Source organism: Nesterenkonia sp. F, from assembly GCF_000220985.1.
Lineage (GTDB): Bacteria > Actinomycetota > Actinomycetes > Actinomycetales > Micrococcaceae > Nesterenkonia.
In genome coordinates this window covers 1-17,992 of sequence record NZ_AFRW01000079.1, presented here as the reverse complement: position 1 = coordinate 17,992, position 17,992 = coordinate 1, and the positions used below count along the sequence as shown (strand labels likewise).

Annotated in this window: 18 protein-coding genes and 1 pseudogene; 12 read left to right on the top strand and 7 right to left on the bottom strand. The window is 70.5% G+C overall.

The genetic code is table 11. The annotated features are described in order from the left end of the window. Positions 1 to 85: 85 nt before the first annotated feature. Positions 86 to 763, top strand: a complete 678-nt coding sequence (locus tag GU5_RS16285) for a hypothetical protein (RefSeq protein ID WP_010524761.1) — start codon at positions 86 to 88, stop codon at positions 761 to 763. A gap of 62 nt (positions 764 to 825) precedes the next feature. Here the strand turns inward: GU5_RS16285 and GU5_RS0106430 are convergent, their stop codons facing one another. Together GU5_RS0106430 and moaA are read right to left on the bottom strand one after the other, a co-directional pair. Beyond that, positions 826 to 1,140, bottom strand: coding sequence for a MoaD/ThiS family protein (locus tag GU5_RS0106430; RefSeq protein WP_010524760.1), 315 nt, complete (start codon positions 1,138 to 1,140; stop codon positions 826 to 828). 78 nt (positions 1,141 to 1,218) lie between these two features. Next, the gene (gene moaA / locus GU5_RS0106425) at positions 1,219 to 2,337 is read right to left on the bottom strand and encodes a GTP 3',8-cyclase MoaA (protein ID WP_010524759.1); all 1,119 of its coding nucleotides are present in this window, start codon (positions 2,335 to 2,337) and stop codon (positions 1,219 to 1,221) included. A 172-nt stretch (positions 2,338 to 2,509) separates the two neighbouring features. Here moaA and glp point away from each other — a divergent pair, with 172 nt between their 5' ends. The 5 genes from glp (at position 2,510) to GU5_RS0106400 (ending at position 7,395) form a co-directional block, all read left to right on the top strand. After that, positions 2,510 to 3,922: a gephyrin-like molybdotransferase Glp gene (gene glp, locus GU5_RS14350; RefSeq protein WP_010524758.1), complete on the top strand. Its 1,413-nt coding sequence runs from the start codon at positions 2,510 to 2,512 to the stop codon at positions 3,920 to 3,922. Then, entirely contained in the window at positions 3,919 to 4,449 is a 531-nt protein-coding gene (moaC, locus tag GU5_RS0106415; RefSeq protein WP_010524757.1) for a cyclic pyranopterin monophosphate synthase MoaC, read from the top strand. Before glp ends, moaC begins: the two co-directional genes overlap by 4 nt. After that, positions 4,442 to 5,035, top strand: coding sequence for a molybdenum cofactor biosynthesis protein B (locus GU5_RS0106410; RefSeq protein ID WP_010524756.1), 594 nt, complete (start codon positions 4,442 to 4,444; stop codon positions 5,033 to 5,035). The genes moaC and GU5_RS0106410 overlap by 8 nt, the downstream gene beginning before the upstream one ends. Further along, a complete protein-coding gene (locus GU5_RS0106405; protein WP_010524755.1) occupies positions 5,028 to 5,546 on the top strand; it encodes a molybdenum cofactor biosynthesis protein MoaE in 519 nt (172 codons plus the stop codon). Before GU5_RS0106410 ends, GU5_RS0106405 begins: the two co-directional genes overlap by 8 nt. Positions 5,547 to 5,643: 97 nt before the next feature. Further along, entirely contained in the window at positions 5,644 to 7,395 is a 1,752-nt protein-coding gene (locus GU5_RS0106400; RefSeq protein WP_083830345.1) for a gamma-glutamyltransferase family protein, read from the top strand. Positions 7,396 to 7,433: 38 nt separating this feature from the next. On the opposite strand, the gene GU5_RS0106395 is transcribed toward GU5_RS0106400, so the two are convergent. Further along, positions 7,434 to 7,895, bottom strand: a complete 462-nt coding sequence (locus tag GU5_RS0106395) for a hypothetical protein (protein ID WP_010524753.1) — start codon at positions 7,893 to 7,895, stop codon at positions 7,434 to 7,436. A 4-nt stretch (positions 7,896 to 7,899) separates the two neighbouring features. After that, entirely contained in the window at positions 7,900 to 8,661 is a 762-nt protein-coding gene (gene dapB / locus GU5_RS0106390) for a 4-hydroxy-tetrahydrodipicolinate reductase (protein ID WP_029514073.1), read from the bottom strand. A 149-nt stretch (positions 8,662 to 8,810) separates the two neighbouring features. On the opposite strand from dapB, the gene GU5_RS0106385 reads away from it, so the two are divergent. From GU5_RS0106385 to GU5_RS0106375, 3 genes are read left to right on the top strand one after another with little or no spacing between them, the layout of a single operon-like run. Next, positions 8,811 to 10,181: a hypothetical protein gene (locus GU5_RS0106385; protein ID WP_010524751.1), complete on the top strand. Its 1,371-nt coding sequence runs from the start codon at positions 8,811 to 8,813 to the stop codon at positions 10,179 to 10,181. A 48-nt stretch (positions 10,182 to 10,229) separates the two neighbouring features. Next, positions 10,230 to 10,631: a hypothetical protein gene (locus GU5_RS0106380; protein ID WP_010524750.1), complete on the top strand. Its 402-nt coding sequence runs from the start codon at positions 10,230 to 10,232 to the stop codon at positions 10,629 to 10,631. Positions 10,632 to 10,662: 31 nt separating this feature from the next. Continuing rightward, positions 10,663 to 10,989 carry a hypothetical protein gene (locus GU5_RS0106375; protein WP_139084347.1) on the top strand — a complete coding sequence of 109 codons (327 nt, stop codon included), beginning with the start codon at positions 10,663 to 10,665 and terminating at the stop codon, positions 10,987 to 10,989. A 35-nt stretch (positions 10,990 to 11,024) separates the two neighbouring features. Here the strand turns inward: GU5_RS0106375 and GU5_RS14345 are convergent, their stop codons facing one another. From GU5_RS14345 to GU5_RS14340, 3 genes are all read right to left on the bottom strand, one after another. Next, positions 11,025 to 11,690, bottom strand: coding sequence for a hypothetical protein (locus tag GU5_RS14345; protein WP_010524748.1), 666 nt, complete (start codon positions 11,688 to 11,690; stop codon positions 11,025 to 11,027). Between the two features lie 512 nt (positions 11,691 to 12,202). After that, positions 12,203 to 12,817, bottom strand: a complete 615-nt coding sequence (locus tag GU5_RS17005) for a DUF6318 family protein (RefSeq protein ID WP_139084346.1) — start codon at positions 12,815 to 12,817, stop codon at positions 12,203 to 12,205. Positions 12,818 to 13,286: 469 nt separating this feature from the next. Further along, positions 13,287 to 14,534, bottom strand: coding sequence for a heparan-alpha-glucosaminide N-acetyltransferase domain-containing protein (locus GU5_RS14340; protein WP_010524746.1), 1,248 nt, complete (start codon positions 14,532 to 14,534; stop codon positions 13,287 to 13,289). 19 nt (positions 14,535 to 14,553) lie between these two features. Between GU5_RS14340 and dapA the strand changes: the two genes are divergently transcribed. From dapA to GU5_RS14335, 3 genes and pseudogenes are all read left to right on the top strand, one after another. Then, positions 14,554 to 15,516 (top strand): 4-hydroxy-tetrahydrodipicolinate synthase, encoded by a 963-nt coding sequence (dapA, locus tag GU5_RS0106360; RefSeq protein WP_010524745.1) that lies wholly within the window; start codon positions 14,554 to 14,556, stop codon positions 15,514 to 15,516. 164 nt (positions 15,517 to 15,680) lie between these two features. Next, positions 15,681 to 17,345 (top strand): ribonuclease J, encoded by a 1,665-nt coding sequence (locus tag GU5_RS0106355; RefSeq protein ID WP_033227935.1) that lies wholly within the window; start codon positions 15,681 to 15,683, stop codon positions 17,343 to 17,345. A 160-nt stretch (positions 17,346 to 17,505) separates the two neighbouring features. Further along, positions 17,506 to 17,992: pseudogene (locus GU5_RS14335) on the top strand (DNA translocase FtsK); the annotation flags it as partial.

Sequence of the window (17,992 nt, the reverse complement as noted above, 5' to 3'; positions counted from 1 at the left end):
TGGACGCCCGGTCGTCTCGACCCCAGGATGGAGAGAACCCCGGCGGAGTCTGCCCCGCCGCGGCTGAGCAGACCAGGAGGACACGATGAGACCGGAACGACCGAACGGCGGCCTCGCACGGCGGAGTCTGCCCCAGCGTCGGCACCGGCTCGGGGCACTGACCGTGGCGTTGCTGACGGCCGCGACGCTCGGGGCGGGATGCACCTACCCGCCCGAGGACGCCGACCCCACCGGCCCGGCCTCCGGATCGTCCGAGGCGACCGCCGACGACTCGACGGACGCGCCGGCCGATGTCTCGGCCGACGCCGCGGATGACACTGACCAGTCCTCCGACGCCTCCGGCGAGCCCGACTCTCCGATCCCCGACGGGACCACCGCCGAGTCGGTCGATCCCTCGGAGATGCCGCAGGACCCCTGGGAGCGCACCCACATCGTCGAGCCCAGCGCCGGGATGAACTCCGAGCGACTGATCGGCTGGCAGGACTACCGCGCCGTCACCGAGGAGGGCGAACGCCCGGAGCAGGCCACCGAGCTGGAGTTCCTGCTGGTCAGCGGCAATGAGAACTGCTTCGGCGTCCGGGCCGAGGTGGATGAGGACGATCAGACCGTCCGCGTGGCCACCATCCGCGGCGTCCTGCAGGACACGCTGGACGCCTGCACGGCCGAAGGCCGGATGGTCTCGCTCGTGGTCGAGCTGGAGCAGCCTCTCGGCGACCGGGACGTCGTGCCGATGGAGGAGGAGAACGTCGGCCTCGCCGGCTGAGCAGCCGAGCCTCAGGGACAACCCAGGTCCGCACGGTCCGCCGCGAGTGCCGGGGCGCCTGCTCAGCCTCCGGCGAAGGGCGGCAGCACGTCCACCGTCTCGCCGCCGCGCAGCACGGTCGCTCCGGCGCCCTCCGTGGTCCCGGCCCGGACGCCGTCGACCAGGAACGAGCACCGCGGCAGGACCGTCTCCAGCGACGGCGCGTCCGACGACGGCGCGGCGACCGCCTCGCGCTCGGTGCGCTCGGCCAGCAGCCGCGGCAGCTCGTCGCGCAGCGCCGGCAGGCTGATCGCGTCCTCCAGCGGCAGGCGCAGCGACTCGACGCCGGCCGCCTCGGCCGCGGCGGCGAAGAACCGCAGCGTGATCCCCGGGCTCATCGGACCTGTCCTCCTGTCCTCCCTGCCGTCGTCCTGGCCGTTGTCCTGGCAGTCGTCTCGACTCTCATCCGGGCCGGCTCAGCCGCCGATGGCCGACATCGACCGGCCGGGTCGGTGGAAGCTGTCGAGCTCGAAGCCCGGCCTGTCGGTGCCGTGGGCGGCCGGTTTGGCCCACATCGCCTCCGCCCAGCGCTGGGCGACCGCGTCGTCGTCGGCCTCCGGGTCGCGGAGCAGATCGGCCAGATCCACCTCCTCGGCGGAGAACAGGCAGCTCATCACCCGCCCCTCGGCGGTGATCCGGGTGCGCCGGCAGTCCGCGCAGAACGGCTCGGTCACCGAGGCGATGACGCCGACCCGGCCGCGGAGGCTTCCTTCGGCGTCGAGGACGTCGAAGCGTTCGGCCGGGGCGCCGTCGCGGTCCTCGTCGGCGGCCCGCAGCGTGACGTGCTCGGAGAGCAGCTCACGGGTCTCGGCGGCGGAGACGGTGCCGTCGCGCCGCCAGTTCTGGTCGCCGTCCAGCGGCATCTGCTCGATGAAGCGCAGCTCGAAGCCCTGCCGCAGCGCCCAGTCGAGCAGCTGCGGGGCCTCCTGATCGTTGATCCCGCGCATCAGCACCGCATTGATCTTCAGCGGCGTCAGCCCGGCCTCCGCGGCGGCAGAGACACCGGTGAGCACCTTGTCCAGCGAGTCCCGGCGGGTCAGCTGCGCGAAAGTCTCACGATGCAGCGAGTCGAGCGAGACGTTGATCCGGTCCAGACCGGCATCGGCCAGCGCCGCGGCCTTCTTCTCCAGGCCGATCGCGTTGGTCGTCATCGAGATCGGCAGTTGCGGGTGGTCGGCGCGGATGCCGGCGATGATGTCGACCAGGTCGACCCGGACCAGCGGCTCGCCGCCGGTCAGCCGCAGCTCGCGGATGCCCAGGGTCTCTACGCCGATGCGCACCAGTCGACGGATCTCCTCGACGCCGAGCAGCGACTCCTTCTTCAGCCACGGCAGACCTTCGGCGGGCATGCAGTAGGTGCAGCGCAGATTGCACTTGTCGATCAGCGAGATGCGCAGATCGGTGGCGCGGCGACCGAAGGTGTCCATCAGTCCCGCCGAGGCGTCAGGTCGGGAGAGGCTCGGCATGCCCAGCGACACCGGGGCCGAGCCTCCGCGCGGCGCCGAGGTGCTCGGCGCGGGGTCGGCTTCCTGCATGTCTCCAGGGTAGTAGTCCGGCGTTTCGTCCACATCACATGGGCGGCCGGTCTCGGCCCGCGGACATGTCCGGCCAGCCGGGAGGCTCCGCTGATCCTCGATGCGCCCGCCGCCTCGGACGCACCGGCGCCCGGCATGCGGCGGTGATCCGGCCGTCAGTAGACTGGCGGGCATGACCCAGACCACCGCCCGACGCTCCGTCGAGGAGCACCGATCACTGATCGGCGAGGCGCTGCAGACCGCGACGACGGCGCGGGCGGTAGAGGCCGTCGCCGTCGGCGAGGCCGAGGCGGTCGGCCGGGTGGTCGCCGCCGAGGTCACCGCCCCGGGGCCGCTGCCCGGCCACGACGACTCCCAGATGGACGGCTACGCGGTGCGCGCCGCGGACGTGGCCGCCGCCCTGGCCGAGCACGACGGCGACGACGTCGCGCGGCTGCCCTGCGACGGCGTGGTCCCGGCCGGGTCCTCCCCGGGGCCCCTGCCTCCGGGCACCTGCCGGGCGATCATGACCGGCGCCGTCGTCCCGGAGGGCGCGGACCTCATCCTCCCGGTGGAGAAGACCGCCGCCGGAGCCTTCGCCGGCGCCGAGCAGCTGCGCGCCGCGGCGGGGGAGGACGTCGTCTTCACCGGGCTGACGCCGCAGGACGTCGCCGTCGGCCGTTTCATCCGGCGGGCCGGCGACGACGTCGCCGCCGGAGAGACGGTGCTGACTCTCGGGCAGGTGCTCACCCCGGCGCGACTCGGACTGGCCGCCGCCTGCGGGGCCCCGCGGGTCCAGGTCTTCGCCCGGCTGCGCGCGCTGGTGCTCACCGCCGGCGATGAGCTGCGCGCCCCCGACGAGGAGCTCGCTCCTGGGCAGATCCACGATGCCAACGCTCCGCTGATCGCCGCCTGGCTGCGCGAGGCCGGCTGCGGCGTGACCACGGCGGCGGCCTCGACCGACGACGTCGCGCGCTTCGCCGCGGCCCTGGACGCGCAGCTGGCCGCGACGTCCCCGCAGCTGGTGGTCACCTCCGGCGGGATCAGCGCGGGCGCCTTCGAGGTCGTGCGCGAGGTGCTCTCCGCCCGCGGCGTGCGCTTCGGCCCGGTGGCCCAGCAGCCGGGCGGCCCGCAGGGCGTGGGCGTGCTCTCCGGCGGGCCCGGCACTCGGAGCGTCGCCGGGGAGCACAGCCCCGCCGGGGGAGAGGCCGGCGTCGTCGCCGTCGTCTGCCTGCCCGGCAACCCGGTGAGCACGGCAGTGAGCCTGGAGACCCTCCTCCGCGAGCCGCTGGCCGCCGTCGACCCGGCCTGCCCGGCTCCGCGCCGGATCCGCGCGCGGCTGCGTCAGAGCTGCAGCTCGCCGTCGGGCCTGCGCCAGCACCGTCGCGTGCGCCTGGCCGGCGCGCCGGACGGGGCCGGCGTCGTCGACGTCGAGCTGGTCGGCGGGCCGGGATCGCATCTGCTCGGGCACCTGGCCCGCGCCGAGGCTCTGCTGCAGCTGACCGAGGACGACGTCGAGGTCCCCGCCGACACCGTCCGCGAGGCGGTGCTGCTGCCGGGGACCGCCGCACCCGATCCCCCTGCCGGAAGGACCGAGCACCTATGACCCCTGCAGATCACGAGGCCGCGGCCGCGTCGGAGCCCGCCGGCGACGCCGGGCTGACCCATGTCCGGGCCGACGGCAGCGCCCATATGGTCGACGTCTCGCAGAAAGATGTCACTTCCCGGATCGCCGAGGCCGAGGCGGTGCTGCGCACCACCGCCGAGGTCACCGCGATGCTGACCGATGACGCACTGCCCAAGGGCGACGCCCTGGCCACCGCTCGGATCGCCGGCATCATGGGCGCCAAGCGGACCTCCGAGCTCGTGCCGCTGTGCCATCCCCTGGACATCAGCTCGGTGACCGTCGACCTCGCCCTCGACGATCCTCAGCCCGGCGCGGTGCGACTGACCGCACAGGTGAAGACCACCTCGCGCACCGGAGTGGAGATGGAGGCGCTCACGGCGGTCTCGGTGGCCGCGCTGACCCTCTACGACATGATCAAGGGCGTCGACCGCGCGGCCGAGATCACCGACCAGCGGGTCGTTCACAAGAGCGGCGGCCGGAGCGGAGAATGGAGCAGACATGCCTGAGACTCATGATCATGCCGAGCACGGCGCCGACGACCACGCGCACCATCACGGCGGGACGGGCGGCGACCATCCGTGGCGAGACCGGGTGATCGCCCCGGTGATCGTCTCCACGCGCGCGGCCCACGGCCGGCGCGCCGACCAGAGCGCGCCGGTGATCGCCGAGGCCGCCGAGCGCATCGGCTTCGCCTGCCGTCCGCCGGTGATCATCCCCGACGGCGAGGGCGTGCTGGCCGCGCTCTCCGAGCTGGTCGTCCAGATCTCGCCGAATGTGATCATCACCTCCGGCGGCACGGGCATGACGCCCGACGATCTCACCCCGGAGTACACGCTGCCGCTGCTGGACAAGGAGATCCCCGGCGTCATGGAGGCGCTGCGCGCCCACGGCCGGGAGCGGAGCCCGCTGGCGGTGCTCTCCCGCGGAGTGGCCGGCGTCGCCGAGGGCGGCACGGTGATCATCAACCTGCCCGGGTCGCCGAAGGCCGTGCGCGAGGGCATGGAGGTGCTCGAGGAGATCCTGCCGCATCTCTGCGATCAGGTCGCCGACCTGCGGCCCTCGCACGAATGGGGGAGCGTCGACGATGCCTGAGTCGAGCGTCCAGGATGCTGGCCGGGCCGAGGCGTCGGCGCCGCTGACCCGCGACGGGAGACCGCAGGACGCGGCCGAGGCGCCCGCCGGCGAACGGGTGGTCCACGCCCGGCTCTCCGCCGAGCCGCTGGATGTGGCCGCCGCCCACGCCGAGGTCTGGGCGAGCACCGCGGGGGCGGTGGTCGACTTCGCCGGGATCGTCCGCGATCACGACGGCGGCACGGCGGTCGAGCGACTGAGCTACACCGCCCATCCCGACGCCGAGCGGATGCTGGCCGAGACGGCCCGCGCCGTGGCCGAGGACCATCCGGGAGTGCGGCTCTGGGCCGCCCACCGGACCGGCCCGCTGGTGATCGGCGATCACGCGCTGGTCGCCGCCGCCGCGGCGGCGCACCGGCAGGAGGCCTTCGCCGCCTGCGCCGCGCTCGTCGAGCGCATCAAGGCCGAGGTGCCGATCTGGAAGGAGCAGTTCTTCGCCGACGGCACCCGCGAATGGGTCGGCATCGGCTGAGCGTCGTCGTCCCCGAGGAGAGGAGCATCCCCTGAGCCCCGTGTTCACCCACGCTGAGGACGTCACTACCCGGCCGACGCTCACCGGCGACGTCGGCATGAGCGCCTCGACCCACTGGCTGGCCACCGGCGCCGCCCAGTCGGTGCTCGAGCGCGGCGGCAACGCCGTCGACGCCGCCGTCGCCGGGGCCTTCGTCCTGCACGTGGCCGAGCCCCACCTCAACGGTCCCGGCGGCGACATGACTGCTATCTTCGCCACGGCTGACGCGCCGGGGGAGCCGCAGGTGCTCATGGGGCAGGGGGCAGCGCCGCAGGGAGCCTCGGTCGAGGCGTACCGCCGACTCGGACTTCAGCGCGTCCCCGGCGCCGGAGGACTGGCCGCCGCGGTGCCGGCCGCCGTCGACGCCTGGTTGCTGCTGCTGGCCGAGCACGGCACCTGGCCGCTGGCCTACGTCCTGGAGGCCGCGATCCACCACGCCGAATCCGGCGTGCCGGTGCTGCCGTCGATCGCGGCGACCATCGGCGGCGTCGCCGAGCTCTTCCGCGAGCACTGGCCGAGCTCGGCCGCGCAGTGGATGCCCGACGGCCAGGTCCCTGCGACCGGCTCGCTGATGACCAACCCGGACTACGCCGGGGTGCTGCGGTCGCTGGTCGCCGCCGGCGAGGGGGCCGCGAGCCGGGAGGCGGCCATCGAGGCGGCCCGGCATGAGTGGCGCACCGGCGACGTCGCGCGGCTCGCGACCGAGTTCCTGGCCGTGCCGCATCGGCACTCCGATGGGCGGGACCATGCCGGAGTGATCAGGGCGGAGGACTTCGCCTCCCCGGCCGCCGGCGTCGAGGACCCGGTGACCATCACCTTCCGCGGGCACACGATCGCCAAGATCGGCCCCTGGGGCCAGGGGCCGGTGCTGCTGCAGGCGCTGATGATCCTCGCCGGCTTCGACGACGCCGAGCTCGACCCCGGCACCGAGCGCGGCGCGCATCTCATCCTGGAGGCGCTGAAGCTGGCGATGGCCGACCGCGACGCCTATTACGGCGATCTCGAGCCGGCCGAGGCCGCCCGGCGGATGGAGGTGCTGCTCTCGGAGGAGTACGCCGCCGCACGCCGCGCGCAGCTCGCCGAGGCCGCCTCGCACGCCTTCCGCCCCGGCGTCGTCGACGGCGTCGAGCCGGCGACGCCGCCGCTGGACGAGCCCGGTTCTGACGGCGACGCCGCGGCCGCGGGGACCGGCGAGCCGACTGTGCGCGGGGATGGCGAGCCCCGCGGGGACACCTGCCACCTCGACGTCGTCGACCGCTGGGGCACCATGATCTCCGCGACGCCCTCGGGCGGCTGGCTGCAGTCGTCGCCGACGATCCCGGGGCTGGGCTTCTGCTTGGGCACCCGGCTGCAGATGACCTGGCTGGACGAGGCCTCGCCGTCGGCGCTGCGCCCAGGACGTCGGCCGCGGACCACTCTGACGCCGACGCTGGTGCTGCGGGACGGCGAGCCGGTCATGGCTCTGGGCACTCCCGGAGGTGATCAGCAGGAGCAGTGGCAGCTGCCGATGCTGCTGCGCGTGCTGGTCGGCGGGCACACCCCGCAGCAGGCCATCGATGCGCCGACGCTGCACACCACCTCGATGCCCGGATCGTTCTTCCCGCGCACCTGGGAGCCCGGCGGGGCCGTGGTGGAGGACCGACTCGGCGAGGAGGTCATCGCCGGACTGACCGCCCGCGGCCACCGGATCACCCGCGCCGGCGACTGGGCGCTGGGCCGGCTGTCCTGCGTGACGCGGGATCCGGCGACCGGGCGGCTCGGCGCGGCGGCGAATCCGCGCGGGGCGCAGGGCTACGCCGCCGGACGTTGAGCAGGTCTCTCGCCGGACCGCCTCCCAGCCGCCGGGTCTCAGCCGCGTCGCGCGGCGCGGCGCTCGGCGCTGTGCATCCTTATCGCTCGGCGCATGGTCTTGCGTGCACGACTGCGGTCGGAGGCGACGTCGTAGCCGATCGACAGCCGGAACCAGCTGCGCCAGTCGTCGGGGTTCTCCTCGGTCTCGGCGGCGATCCGGGCGAACTGGGCATCGGCCTGCTCGCGGTCCGGGCGGCCGCCGGGGGACCGGTCGACGGTGTCTTCGGGCAGCCCGCCTTCGGCGTCGAGCTCGCGGCCCAGCTGCTCGGAGCGGTAACCGAACCACAGCTCGCGGACCAGCACCCAGACGCCGACGGCGACCAGCAGCAGAGTGCCGACGCCGATCAGTCGGGCGACGAGGTCGTCGACGGTGAGGAAGCGGATCCCGCTGATCGCCGCGCCGGAGAGGAAGATCAGCAGCAGCGCGACGACGGCGCCGGCGAAGAGTTTGCCGCGCACCGGCTCAGAGCCCCAGGTCCAGGTAGCCGTCCAGCCCGTGGGTCAGCCCCGGCCGGGAGGCGGCGGTGCGCAGACCCAGCAGCACGCCGGGCATGAAGGAGGTGCGGTCGAAGGAGTCGTGGCGGATGGTCAGCTGCTCGCCGGCCGAGCCCAGCAGCACCTCCTGGTGGGCGACCAGTCCGCGCAGTCGCACGGCGTGGACGTGGATGTCCTCGACGACGGCGCCGCGGGCGCCGTCGGGGTCCTTCTGCGTGGCGTCCGGGCTGGGGGCGACGCCGGCCTCGCGCCGGGCGCGGCCCATCAGCTGGGCGGTGCGCGCGGCGGTGCCCGAGGGAGCGTCCACCTTGTTCGGGTGGTGCAGCTCGACGACTTCGGCGGACTCGAAGTACTGGGCCGCCTTGGCGGCGAAGGCGGTGGCCAGCACGGATCCGAGGGCGAAGTTCGGAGCGATGAGCACCCCGGCCTCCGGGTGCTCGGCCAGCAGCGCCTGCAGCCGGGCGAGCTTCTCGTCATCCCAGCCGGTAGCGCCGACGACGGCGTGGATCCCGTGCTCGACGGCGAAGCGGACGTTGTCCTCGGTGGCGTCGGGGACGCTGAGGTCGACGATGTGGGTCGCCCCGGCGTCGACGACGGTCTGTCGTGCATCGCCGCGGCCGAGCTCGGCCACCAGCTGCATGTCCTCGGCGTCGGTCACGGCCTGCACGGCCTCGGATCCCATGCGCCCGCGGGCGCCCAGCACGGCGACTCGAATTTCGGCATCACTCATGGATCCAGGGTATCGGTCGCGGTGCCGCTCGCGGTGCTTGTGGAGAACGTCTGCAGAGACCGGGCGGATCTGCGTAGGCTTCCGGCAGGACATGTGGCGAGCGACCGCCCGGGAGATTGTCGAGCAGGCGGCCGAGGAGGGGAGCGGCGATGAGCGTGGCGACGTCCCAGGAACTGTTCACCGTGGTGGAGCTGGACGATCCCGACACCGTCGAGACATCGGCGACGGCGCTGGCGACTGCGACCGTCGACGTCGAACGCACGGTGGGCGAGGCGGTCAGCGCCTGGGGCAGGTTGGAGAGCTCGTACCGGGCTCCGGAGACCGGGGAGCTGCTGACAGCACTGGATCCGGCCGCCGAGAAGGCGGGAGAGCTGGCCCGAGCCGGGGACGAGGCGGAGTCCGCCGTCCGGATCTATGCCGCTGAGCTGCGCGACCTGCACCGGCGCCGGCGTGCGCTGCTGGCCGACATCGAGGACGTCCGGACGATGGGTGCTGATGGCGCGGCCGTGGACGACGGGGAGGCGCACCACCTGCAGATCACCGAGCTGCAGCAGCAGTGCCGGCTCCTCGCGGAAGAGAAGGATGCTGCGCAGAATCGGTGTGCCGCGGCGCTGGGGGCGATCACGACGTCGGTCTCGGCGGCTCGGGGGAGTCGGCATCAGGTGCCGGAGGCTGCCGAGGCCGACGACGTCGTGACGTCGGGGCCGACTCTGCAGGAGCGGGTGGGCCGTCTCGCGCAGACGACGGGTAGCGCGTTCGGCGCGTCGGCGGCCGATGCAGTGTCGTTCGGTGTGCAGAAGGGCGTGTCCGCAGTCGGCACGACGGCCGATGCGGTGGCGAAGAGCGCGTCGACCATGCGGCCACGGCAGGCGTGGGCTCCTGCGAAGCTGCGTGACGTGGCGGCGATGGGCGACCGGAGCCGTCGGGCGGTGGCCGCGGTGACCGGGTGGGACGCCTCCTCGGTGACCTCTCCCGACCGGCGCCTGGCCGCCGACGATGCTCGGAACCCATTCCGCCGGCCCCGTGGAGTCAAGGATACGGCCTCGGCTCTGCGGGGACGGTTCTTCGCGTCCCTGTCGGAGCAGAACCGCGTGGCGAAGCCGGGGATGTCCGGGCGGTTCAACGTCGCGAGCAAGATCGCGAAGGGGGCGGCCGGTGGCGGCGGTGTGCTGAGCTTCGCCACAGGTGCTGTGGGACAGTGGAATGAAGATTCCGCGGCGCATCCAGGGATGGAGTGGGAAGAGAAGGGCGCGCGTGCCGGGACCGTCGGGTTCTCTGCCATGGCCGGTGGTTGGGCCGGAGCGAAGGCCGGCGCCGCAGCAGGCGCGGCGATCGGGTCGTTCTTCCCCGGCCCGGGGACGGCGATCGGTGCCGTCGCTGGTGGCCTTATCGGAGGCATCGCGGGGAGCGCCGCAGGTAAGGACCTTGGAGAGGGGCTCAAAGACTTCACCGGAGACGCTGCCGATGCCGTGTCTGATGGAGCGGAGAAGGCCTGGGACAGTGTCACGTCACTGTTCTGACAGTCAGAGGAGACCCGGGAAGATGAACGAACTGATGCAGGAGGAAGTGTGCTGGAGATAATTCTCAAACTGATCGGCATGGTCGTGTTCTTCCCGCTGTCCGCGTGGTTCGTCATCTATCCACGGATCATCGACGATGCGCGGTGGTATGGGACGTTCAGCGAGTACTTGTATTTGTACTGCTTCCCGGCGTTCTTCTTCTTCGCCGGCGTCTCGTGCGGAGTCACCTCCTTCGAAGCGATGGGTATGCCCTGGCCGGATTGGCTCGCATATGGATTGGCCGTTCCAGCCACGTTGCTGCTGTTCATCGGTTGCATCGCCACCCTGGGAGTTCCGATGCCGCCGTTCCTGACGCCGAAGTGGGTGCGTGAGCGGCGTAAGGCCGATCGCGAGTTCAAGCGGCGGCTGAAGGCAGTGCGGAAGTCGAAGCGAACTTCGTTGTCGGCGTGAGATATTGGACCTTCAGCAGACCCTCCGGTACGTGTCACGGATCGTGACCGAGCGCAGGGACATGACGTGGAAGGAAGTCGTCCCCATGGTGCGGCCGCACGTACTGGCCGAGGACGAGCAGAATGCGATGCCTCTGGCATTCAAAGCAGGGATCGCTGAGCTGGCCGAGGAGCTCGGCCTGCGGTACTTCGACCTCGACGAAGAGCTGGCGGCATCGCCCCATCCCGCGCGGGCGGCGGAGCCGATCACGTTGGTCGACCAGTTCAGGACCGGAGCCTTCGACCACCACGTCGCTGACACAGTCGTCGCGCGCCGTGTGCACTACGAAGGGCTGCACAAGGCTTTCGACCTGCTCTGAATCGGCTCACGATTCAGAGCAGGCGGTCGGCTCGATCACTCGACCGGGCCCAGCCAGCGGCCGTTCTCGTCGTACTGGTCCTGATAGATCTTCGGCGGCCGATCGGTGGCTGGGTCGAACTCGATGGGACCGTTGCACCCCCACTGCTCGGTCGATTCGCACGCTCCCGAGACCCAGCGGCTGTTCTGCGTCCAGATGTCGGCTTCACCGGGTGAGGATTCCACCGCGACCGTGCCGGGGATGTCGCGCCATCCCCCGTCTCCCACGCGGAACTGTCCGGTGTAGACCGTCTCGACGGTCACCGGGTAGATTCCGGTCTCCTCGTAGACGTGCGAGGTCACCGTCTCGAAGTCCGTCTTGACGATCTTCTGGCCGGTTCCGTCGTAGTCGGGGAGCGGTTCGCCAGGTTCGTAGGTCGTACGAGTGGCCCCATCGCCATAGTCCCAGTGGAACTCCTGCGGCGCGGCGCGAAGTTCCACGGTCTCCCCCAGCAGTTCCTGAGAGACCGTCTGCGTGTCAACGTCGGCATACATGTTCGTGTCTCGGCCCTCGTATCCGAACCCGAGCAGGTCAGGCTCGAATTTCACCACCGCGGGTTCGAGAGTGAGGTCCGTGAAGGCTCTATATGCGGCAGCGGGCAGCGACTCTTCTTCCTGGCCTTGCAGATCGTGGATGGCCTGCTCGATGTCGCCCTCGCTCACGCAACGGGCCGTGCTTGTGCCATTTCCAAGTTCGTAGGAGAACACTGTGGCGCTTGTGCCGCATGTCGTGCGCATAATTCGCGCGCACCCAGGATCCATTTCCTCACTATTTGGCGAAACTCGACAGAGGTTCTCAGGGGCTTGTCCCTTTTCCGCTAGTATCGGATCTCCGATATAGATTTTTAGGGGATCGGATTGTTTTTTCCGAGGGTCATCTCCTTCTGAAGCCTCCCCACCAGTGCGATCCTGGTCTTCGTTCGCGCTTGAAGGGTCTGATTCTCCAGGGTCGCTCGATCCTTCTGAGCGATCGGGGCGGTGCCCGTACACAACGTATCCGCGTTGGTTGTTGTCGCCTCTGAACCCTGTCCGTGATTCGGACTTATCACTCTGCGAAGCCAGGGTGATTCGGGCAGGATCTGGATGGGCGGAAGCAGGGAGCCCCGCGATGGACGCCACGATCATCGGCAAGATGAAGCCGAGAGTGTGAGCGGCAAAGTTGTGCCTACCTCTGTTCATCCGCTTGCTCCGTCCTTGGAGCGAGCGCCGGAGCCGCCGATAATCGTGGCTTCTGCGATAACCCAGTGACCGTCAGCGAACTTCAGCTGGATCTCCCATCCCGCGCCGTTGGTCCCGGAGGAAGAGCCAGCTTTCGACCCATCAGAGTAGTACATAGTTGTGGCAGGAGCATCCAGCGATACCCAAGCATTTGCCGAAGAAGAACCACTGAGGGATGCCGAACTATCTGTGACGGTGCTGGGAGTGGTGACGTACCAAGACCCCTCGCGGTAGATGGTCGTGAAGTAGTTGACCTCTTCCTGGCAATATGTGCAGGAGTCTGTGACAACCTTATTGAGGTTTGAGGGGTCTCCGGTGACGCTGAGGTACCAAATAGCTTGCCAGAAGTAGTCGACCGCTGCCTTGACTCCCTCCTCTGTCTGCTCTGTCATCCCTTCAGGCACTTCAGGCTTAGGCACGTTCTTCGCCGGACCGTCGACGGACGCGGGAACGTACTCGCCGTCGCTGCTCTCCGAGGTCTCGGCTGTCTCTTCCGAGGCTTCGCTCGTCGAGGGTCCATCTGACGGCGAATTCTCCCCGGATGTGTCGGTCGACTTGTCAACGGATGCCACGTCAGCGGCCGTAGGATCGCCGCCGGCCGGTTCTTCGGCGTCCCCGCCACATGCCGTCAAGACGAGTGACGCCGCGAGAGTGAGTCCGGCCAGCGACAGGATTCGGGGGCGGTCGGATCCATGTGTATGGACGTTGGTATTGGGGGATCGGCATTCGGCGAGCACAGGTGTCCATCCAGTCGGCGGCAGGTCGTCGTCGCCGACGTGCGCGGCAGTGCAGAGCGTCGGCCTGGGTCAGCAGTGTAGATGGCGTGGCCCACACTGCAACCTGACCATGGTGGAGCTGTGGAAACGGCTGGTCAGCGCGGAGCAGTCGTGCGTCACGGCGGTCGGCCCCGGGGTGTTTCGTTCGCCTTCTCCAACTGGACGGGGCGCAGGGAGCAGGACGAGGCGGATTCGTTTCCCTCCCAACTCAACGGGAACGGCGGGGTGCAGGGCTACTCTGTCGGCCGGTCAGATACGCACGCCCTCACCCGCGCTCGACCGGCCGCTTCCCGGCCGCCGCCACGCCGGCCGCGCGGATCGCCGACTCCAGCGGCCCGCGTCGGCTCAGCAGCTCCTTGACCAGCCCGGCCGCCAGCACCGCGATCACCAGGCCCAGATACATCGCCTCGGGAGAGGCCCCGGTGAGCAGACCGTCCTCGGCACGCCAGTCCTGCAGCACCACCAGATGCCCCACGTAGAGCGTCAGCGGCATCGCTCCAGCCCCGATCAGCGGCGCCAGCGGCCAGCGCAGCGCCGGCGCGGCCAGCAGGCACAGTCCCAGGACCAGCAGTGCGCAGCCGATGGTGTGCAGCAGATCCACGGTCGCCCCCGAATGCGGCGTCGCCAGCAGGAACCAGCGCGGGTCCTCGATGATCGGCAGCAGCGTGCCGGTCAGCAGTTCCGCCCGGGCGGCCCCCGCGCCGGACGGGCCGGCGACGTCGGCGGCGATCGACGTCGTCGCCAGTGTCAGTCGGCCGATCAGGTAGGTCACCGCCGCCAGGGCGGCGCCGACGCCGGTCAGTGCGGCCGCGACTGTGCGGCGCGAGAGGTCCAGACGGGCGATCGCCATGCCGGTGAAGAAGTAAGCCGGCCAGATCAGCAGCGGGTAGTAGCCCGTCACCGCCAGATCCATCGCCAGCAGCTCCGGCTGGGCCAGATCCGCGAGGCCGGGGGAGTGCCACAGCCGCCAGGACGTCGCGAAGTCGACGAGCTCGCCGGAGAGTCCGAGGTACACGCCGCGATAGACCACCGGTCCGAGCACCACCCAGCCGACGGCGATCACGCCCAGTCCCCGCGCGCCCATCCGGACGAAGGGCAGGGCCAGCAGGAACAGCACGCCGTAGTGCACCAGGATCACGGCCACACCGGCGTCCAACGACCCGCAGGCCAGACCGATGAGCAGGATAAGCCCGGCGCGCACCGCCACCACTGAACGCACCCACTGCGCGCCCGCCGTCGTCGGTCGCCGCGGTCCGCCGGCCAGCAGCACCAGTCCGACGCCGGCCAGCAGCGCGAAGAGCGCCGACGGCCGTCCGGTGAACAGCCATCCTGCCCAGGTGGGATCCTGCCCGCCGGAGTCCACCGTGTCGATGATGTGCACCGACATCATGCCCACCAGCGCCAGGCCGCGGGCGGCGTCGACGCCGCGCAGCCGGGGGCGCCCCGAGCCGGTCGGTCGCGTGCGTGCGGATCCGCGACGCGAGGCGGAAGCGGCGGTGCTCTCGGGGTCCATGGGCGGTAGGCTACTGCCCATGGCGAGCGACACCGAGCTGACACACGAGTTCGACCTGCACCTCACCGAGGGGGAGGTCCAGCACCCCGACCAGACCGACCCGCACTTCGGGCATCTGATCACGGCGATGGTCACCCCGTTCACCGAGGACGACCGGGTCGACTACGAGGCCTTCGAGGCGCTCGCCGAGAAGCTGGTCGACGAGGGCAACGACTCGCTGGTCGTCTCCGGCACCACCGGTGAGACCTCCACGCTGGAGGACCACGAGAAGGAGGGGCTGGTCCGCGCGGCGAAGTCCGCCGTCGGCGACCGCGCGAAGATCATCGCCGGCACCTCGACGAACCACACCTCCCACGATCTGGAGATGGCCCGCCGCGCCGAGCGCGCCGGCGCCGACGGCCAGCTGGTGGTCACTCCCTACTACAACAAGCCCAGCCAGGACGGCGTGCTGGCCCACTACACCGCAGTCGCCGACGCGGTGGACCTGCCGCTGATGATCTATGACATTCCGGGGCGGACCGGCATCCCGATCGCCACCGACACGCTGCTCCAGCTGGCCGAGCACCCGAAGATCATGGCGCTGAAGGATGCCAAGAACGACATCACCGCCACCACCGAGGTGCTGACCAAGACCGAGCTGGAGGTCTACTCCGGCGACGACCAGAACGTCCTGGCCTGGATGTCCATGGGCGCGGCGGGCGTCGTCTCGGTCACCTCCCACGTCGCCGCTCCGCACTTCCGCCGGATGATCGACGCGGTGCTGGACTACGACCTCAAGGAGGCCCGCATCGTCCACGGCGAGCTCGGCCCGGTGATCCGCGCCCTGATGACCCGCGTGCAGGGCGCGGTCTCCTCCAAGCTGGTCCTGGACTGGCTGAGCTTCCCCATCCGCACCGACGTGCGTCTGCCGCTGGTGCGGGCCAACGCCGCCGAGCAGGAGCTCATCCTCGCCGATCTCCGCGAGGCCGGCTGGGATCTCTGAACGCTCGCGGACGCGGGGCCGACGACGTGGCGTCGTGGCCGCTCCCGCACCGCTCCGATCGTCTAGGTGATCGCCCGACGCACCGAGTACGGTTGAGACAAGCACGATCTGCATCGCATGACACCCCCACACAGGAGGACTATCCCTTGGCTGCACAGCGCCTGATGACCCCGCCGAAGCTGAAGAACGGCACGATGCGCATCGTGGCCCTCGGCGGTCTGGGAGAGGTCGGGCGCAACATGGCGGTGTTCGAGCTCGACGGCAAGATCCTCATCGTCGACTGCGGCGTCCTCTTCCCGGAGGAGGAGCAGCCCGGCGTCGACCTGATCCTGCCGGACTTCAGCTACATCGAGGACCGGCTCGACGACGTCGTCGGCCTGGTGCTCACCCACGGGCACGAGGACCACATCGGCGCGGTGCCCTACCTGCTGCGCCGCAAGCCCGACATCCCGCTGATCGGCTCGACGCTGACGCTGGCGCTGGTCGAGGCCAAGCTCGCCGAGCACAAGATCAAGCCCTACACCCTGGCGGTGAAGGAGGGCGACATCGAGGAGCTCGCGCCCTTCGAATGCGAGTTCGTCGCGGTCAACCACTCCATCCCGGACGCGCTGGCGGTGCACATCCGCACCGAGGCCGGCAGCGTGCTGCACACCGGCGACTTCAAGATGGACCAGCTGCCGCTCGACGGCCGGATCACGGATCTGCGCCACTTCGCCAAGCTCGGCGAGGAGGGCGTGGACCTGTTCATGACCGACTCCACCAACGCCGACGTGCCGGGCTTCACCACGCCGGAGAAGGAGATCGGCCCGACGATCGACCAGTACTTCGCGAACTCCACGCGACGGATCATCGTGGCCTCCTTCTCCTCGCACATCCACCGCGTCCAGCAGGTCCTCGACGCCGCCGAGAAGCACGGCCGCCGGGTCGCCTTCGTGGGCCGATCGATGGTGCGCAACATGTCCATCGCGGCGAAGCTGGGCTACCTGAGCGTGCCCGAGGGCATCCTTGTCGACATCAAGAAGGTCGACGACTACCCCGACAATGAAGTGGTGCTGATGTCCACCGGCTCGCAGGGCGAGCCGATGGCCGCGCTGTCCCGGATGGCCAACGGCGACCACCAGATCCAGGTCGGCGACGGCGACACCGTCATCCTCGCCTCCTCGATGATCCCTGGCAACGAGAACGCCGTCTTCCGCGTCATCAACGGTCTGCTGAAGCTCGGAGCCGACGTCGTGCACAAGGGCACCGCCAAGGTCCACGTCTCCGGACACGCCTCCGCCGGCGAGCTGCTCTACTGCTACAACATCATCCGGCCGAACAACGTGATGCCGGTCCACGGCGAGACCCGGCACCTGATCGCCAACGGCAAGCTGGCCGAGGAGACCGGCGTCGACCCGGAGCGCGTGCTGCTCTGCGAGGACGGCTCGGTGGTCGACCTGCGCGACGGCGTCGCCCGGGTGACCGGCCAGATCGAGTGCGGCTACGTCTATGTCGACGGCTCCTCGGTCGGCGAGATCTCCGAGACCGACCTGAAGAACCGTCGCGTGCTCGGCGAGGAGGGCTTCATCTCGGTGGTCACGGTGGTCAACCGCCAGACCGGCCAGATCGTCTCCGGCCCGGACATCCACGCCCGCGGCGTGGCCGAGGAGGACCAGGTCTTCAAGGACATCAAGCCGAAGATCGCCAAGGCCCTCACCGAGGCCATCCAGGACACCAAGGAGCACACCACCCACCAGCTGCAGCAGATCGTGCGGCGGACCATCGGCTCCTGGGTCAGCCGCAAGCTGCGTCGCAAGCCGATGATCGTGCCGGTGGTCGTCGAGACCTGATCCGCTCGCCGGCTCCTCTCCGGTCGGGCGCCCGAGGTGCCCGACCGCCGTCGGTCCGCCTGCTCGCGCGACCGCGGCGCCGGCCCTCCGGGGCCGTCGATTCGCCCCGAAGGTGTGGCCCTGCGCGCGTTCTTCCGCGTGTGGAGGTAGGTTGGCTGGTATGGCGACACGTACTTCCCCCGCGCGCGCCGCCAGCACCTCGGGCAAGAAGAAGACCACCAAGGGTGCGGGAAGCCGCGCGACGTCGACGAAGAAGAACACCAAGGCCCAGCAGGAGCCGCCGCGCGGCAACCTGCTGGCCGCCGCTCTGCGCGGACTCTGGATGGCCTTCGCGACCCCCACGGCCTCGGCGATCCGCGGCCTGGGACGTCAGGTGCGCATCGAGCCCGAGGACCGGCGCGACGGCGCGGCCCTGGTGTTCCTCCTCCTGGCCGCGGTCACCGCCGTCGTCGAATGGTGGGGAGCCCGCGAGCTCGACCACTGGTCGGTGGAGATCGTCCATCGCGGTGTGGCCGGGACCTTCGGCTGGTCGGCCGCAGTGCTGCCGGTCATCCTGTTCATCACCGCCGTGCGCTACATCCGCCACCCGCAGGAGCATGAGGACAACGGCCGCGTCGCCATCGGTCTGTGCCTGATCCTGTGCTCGG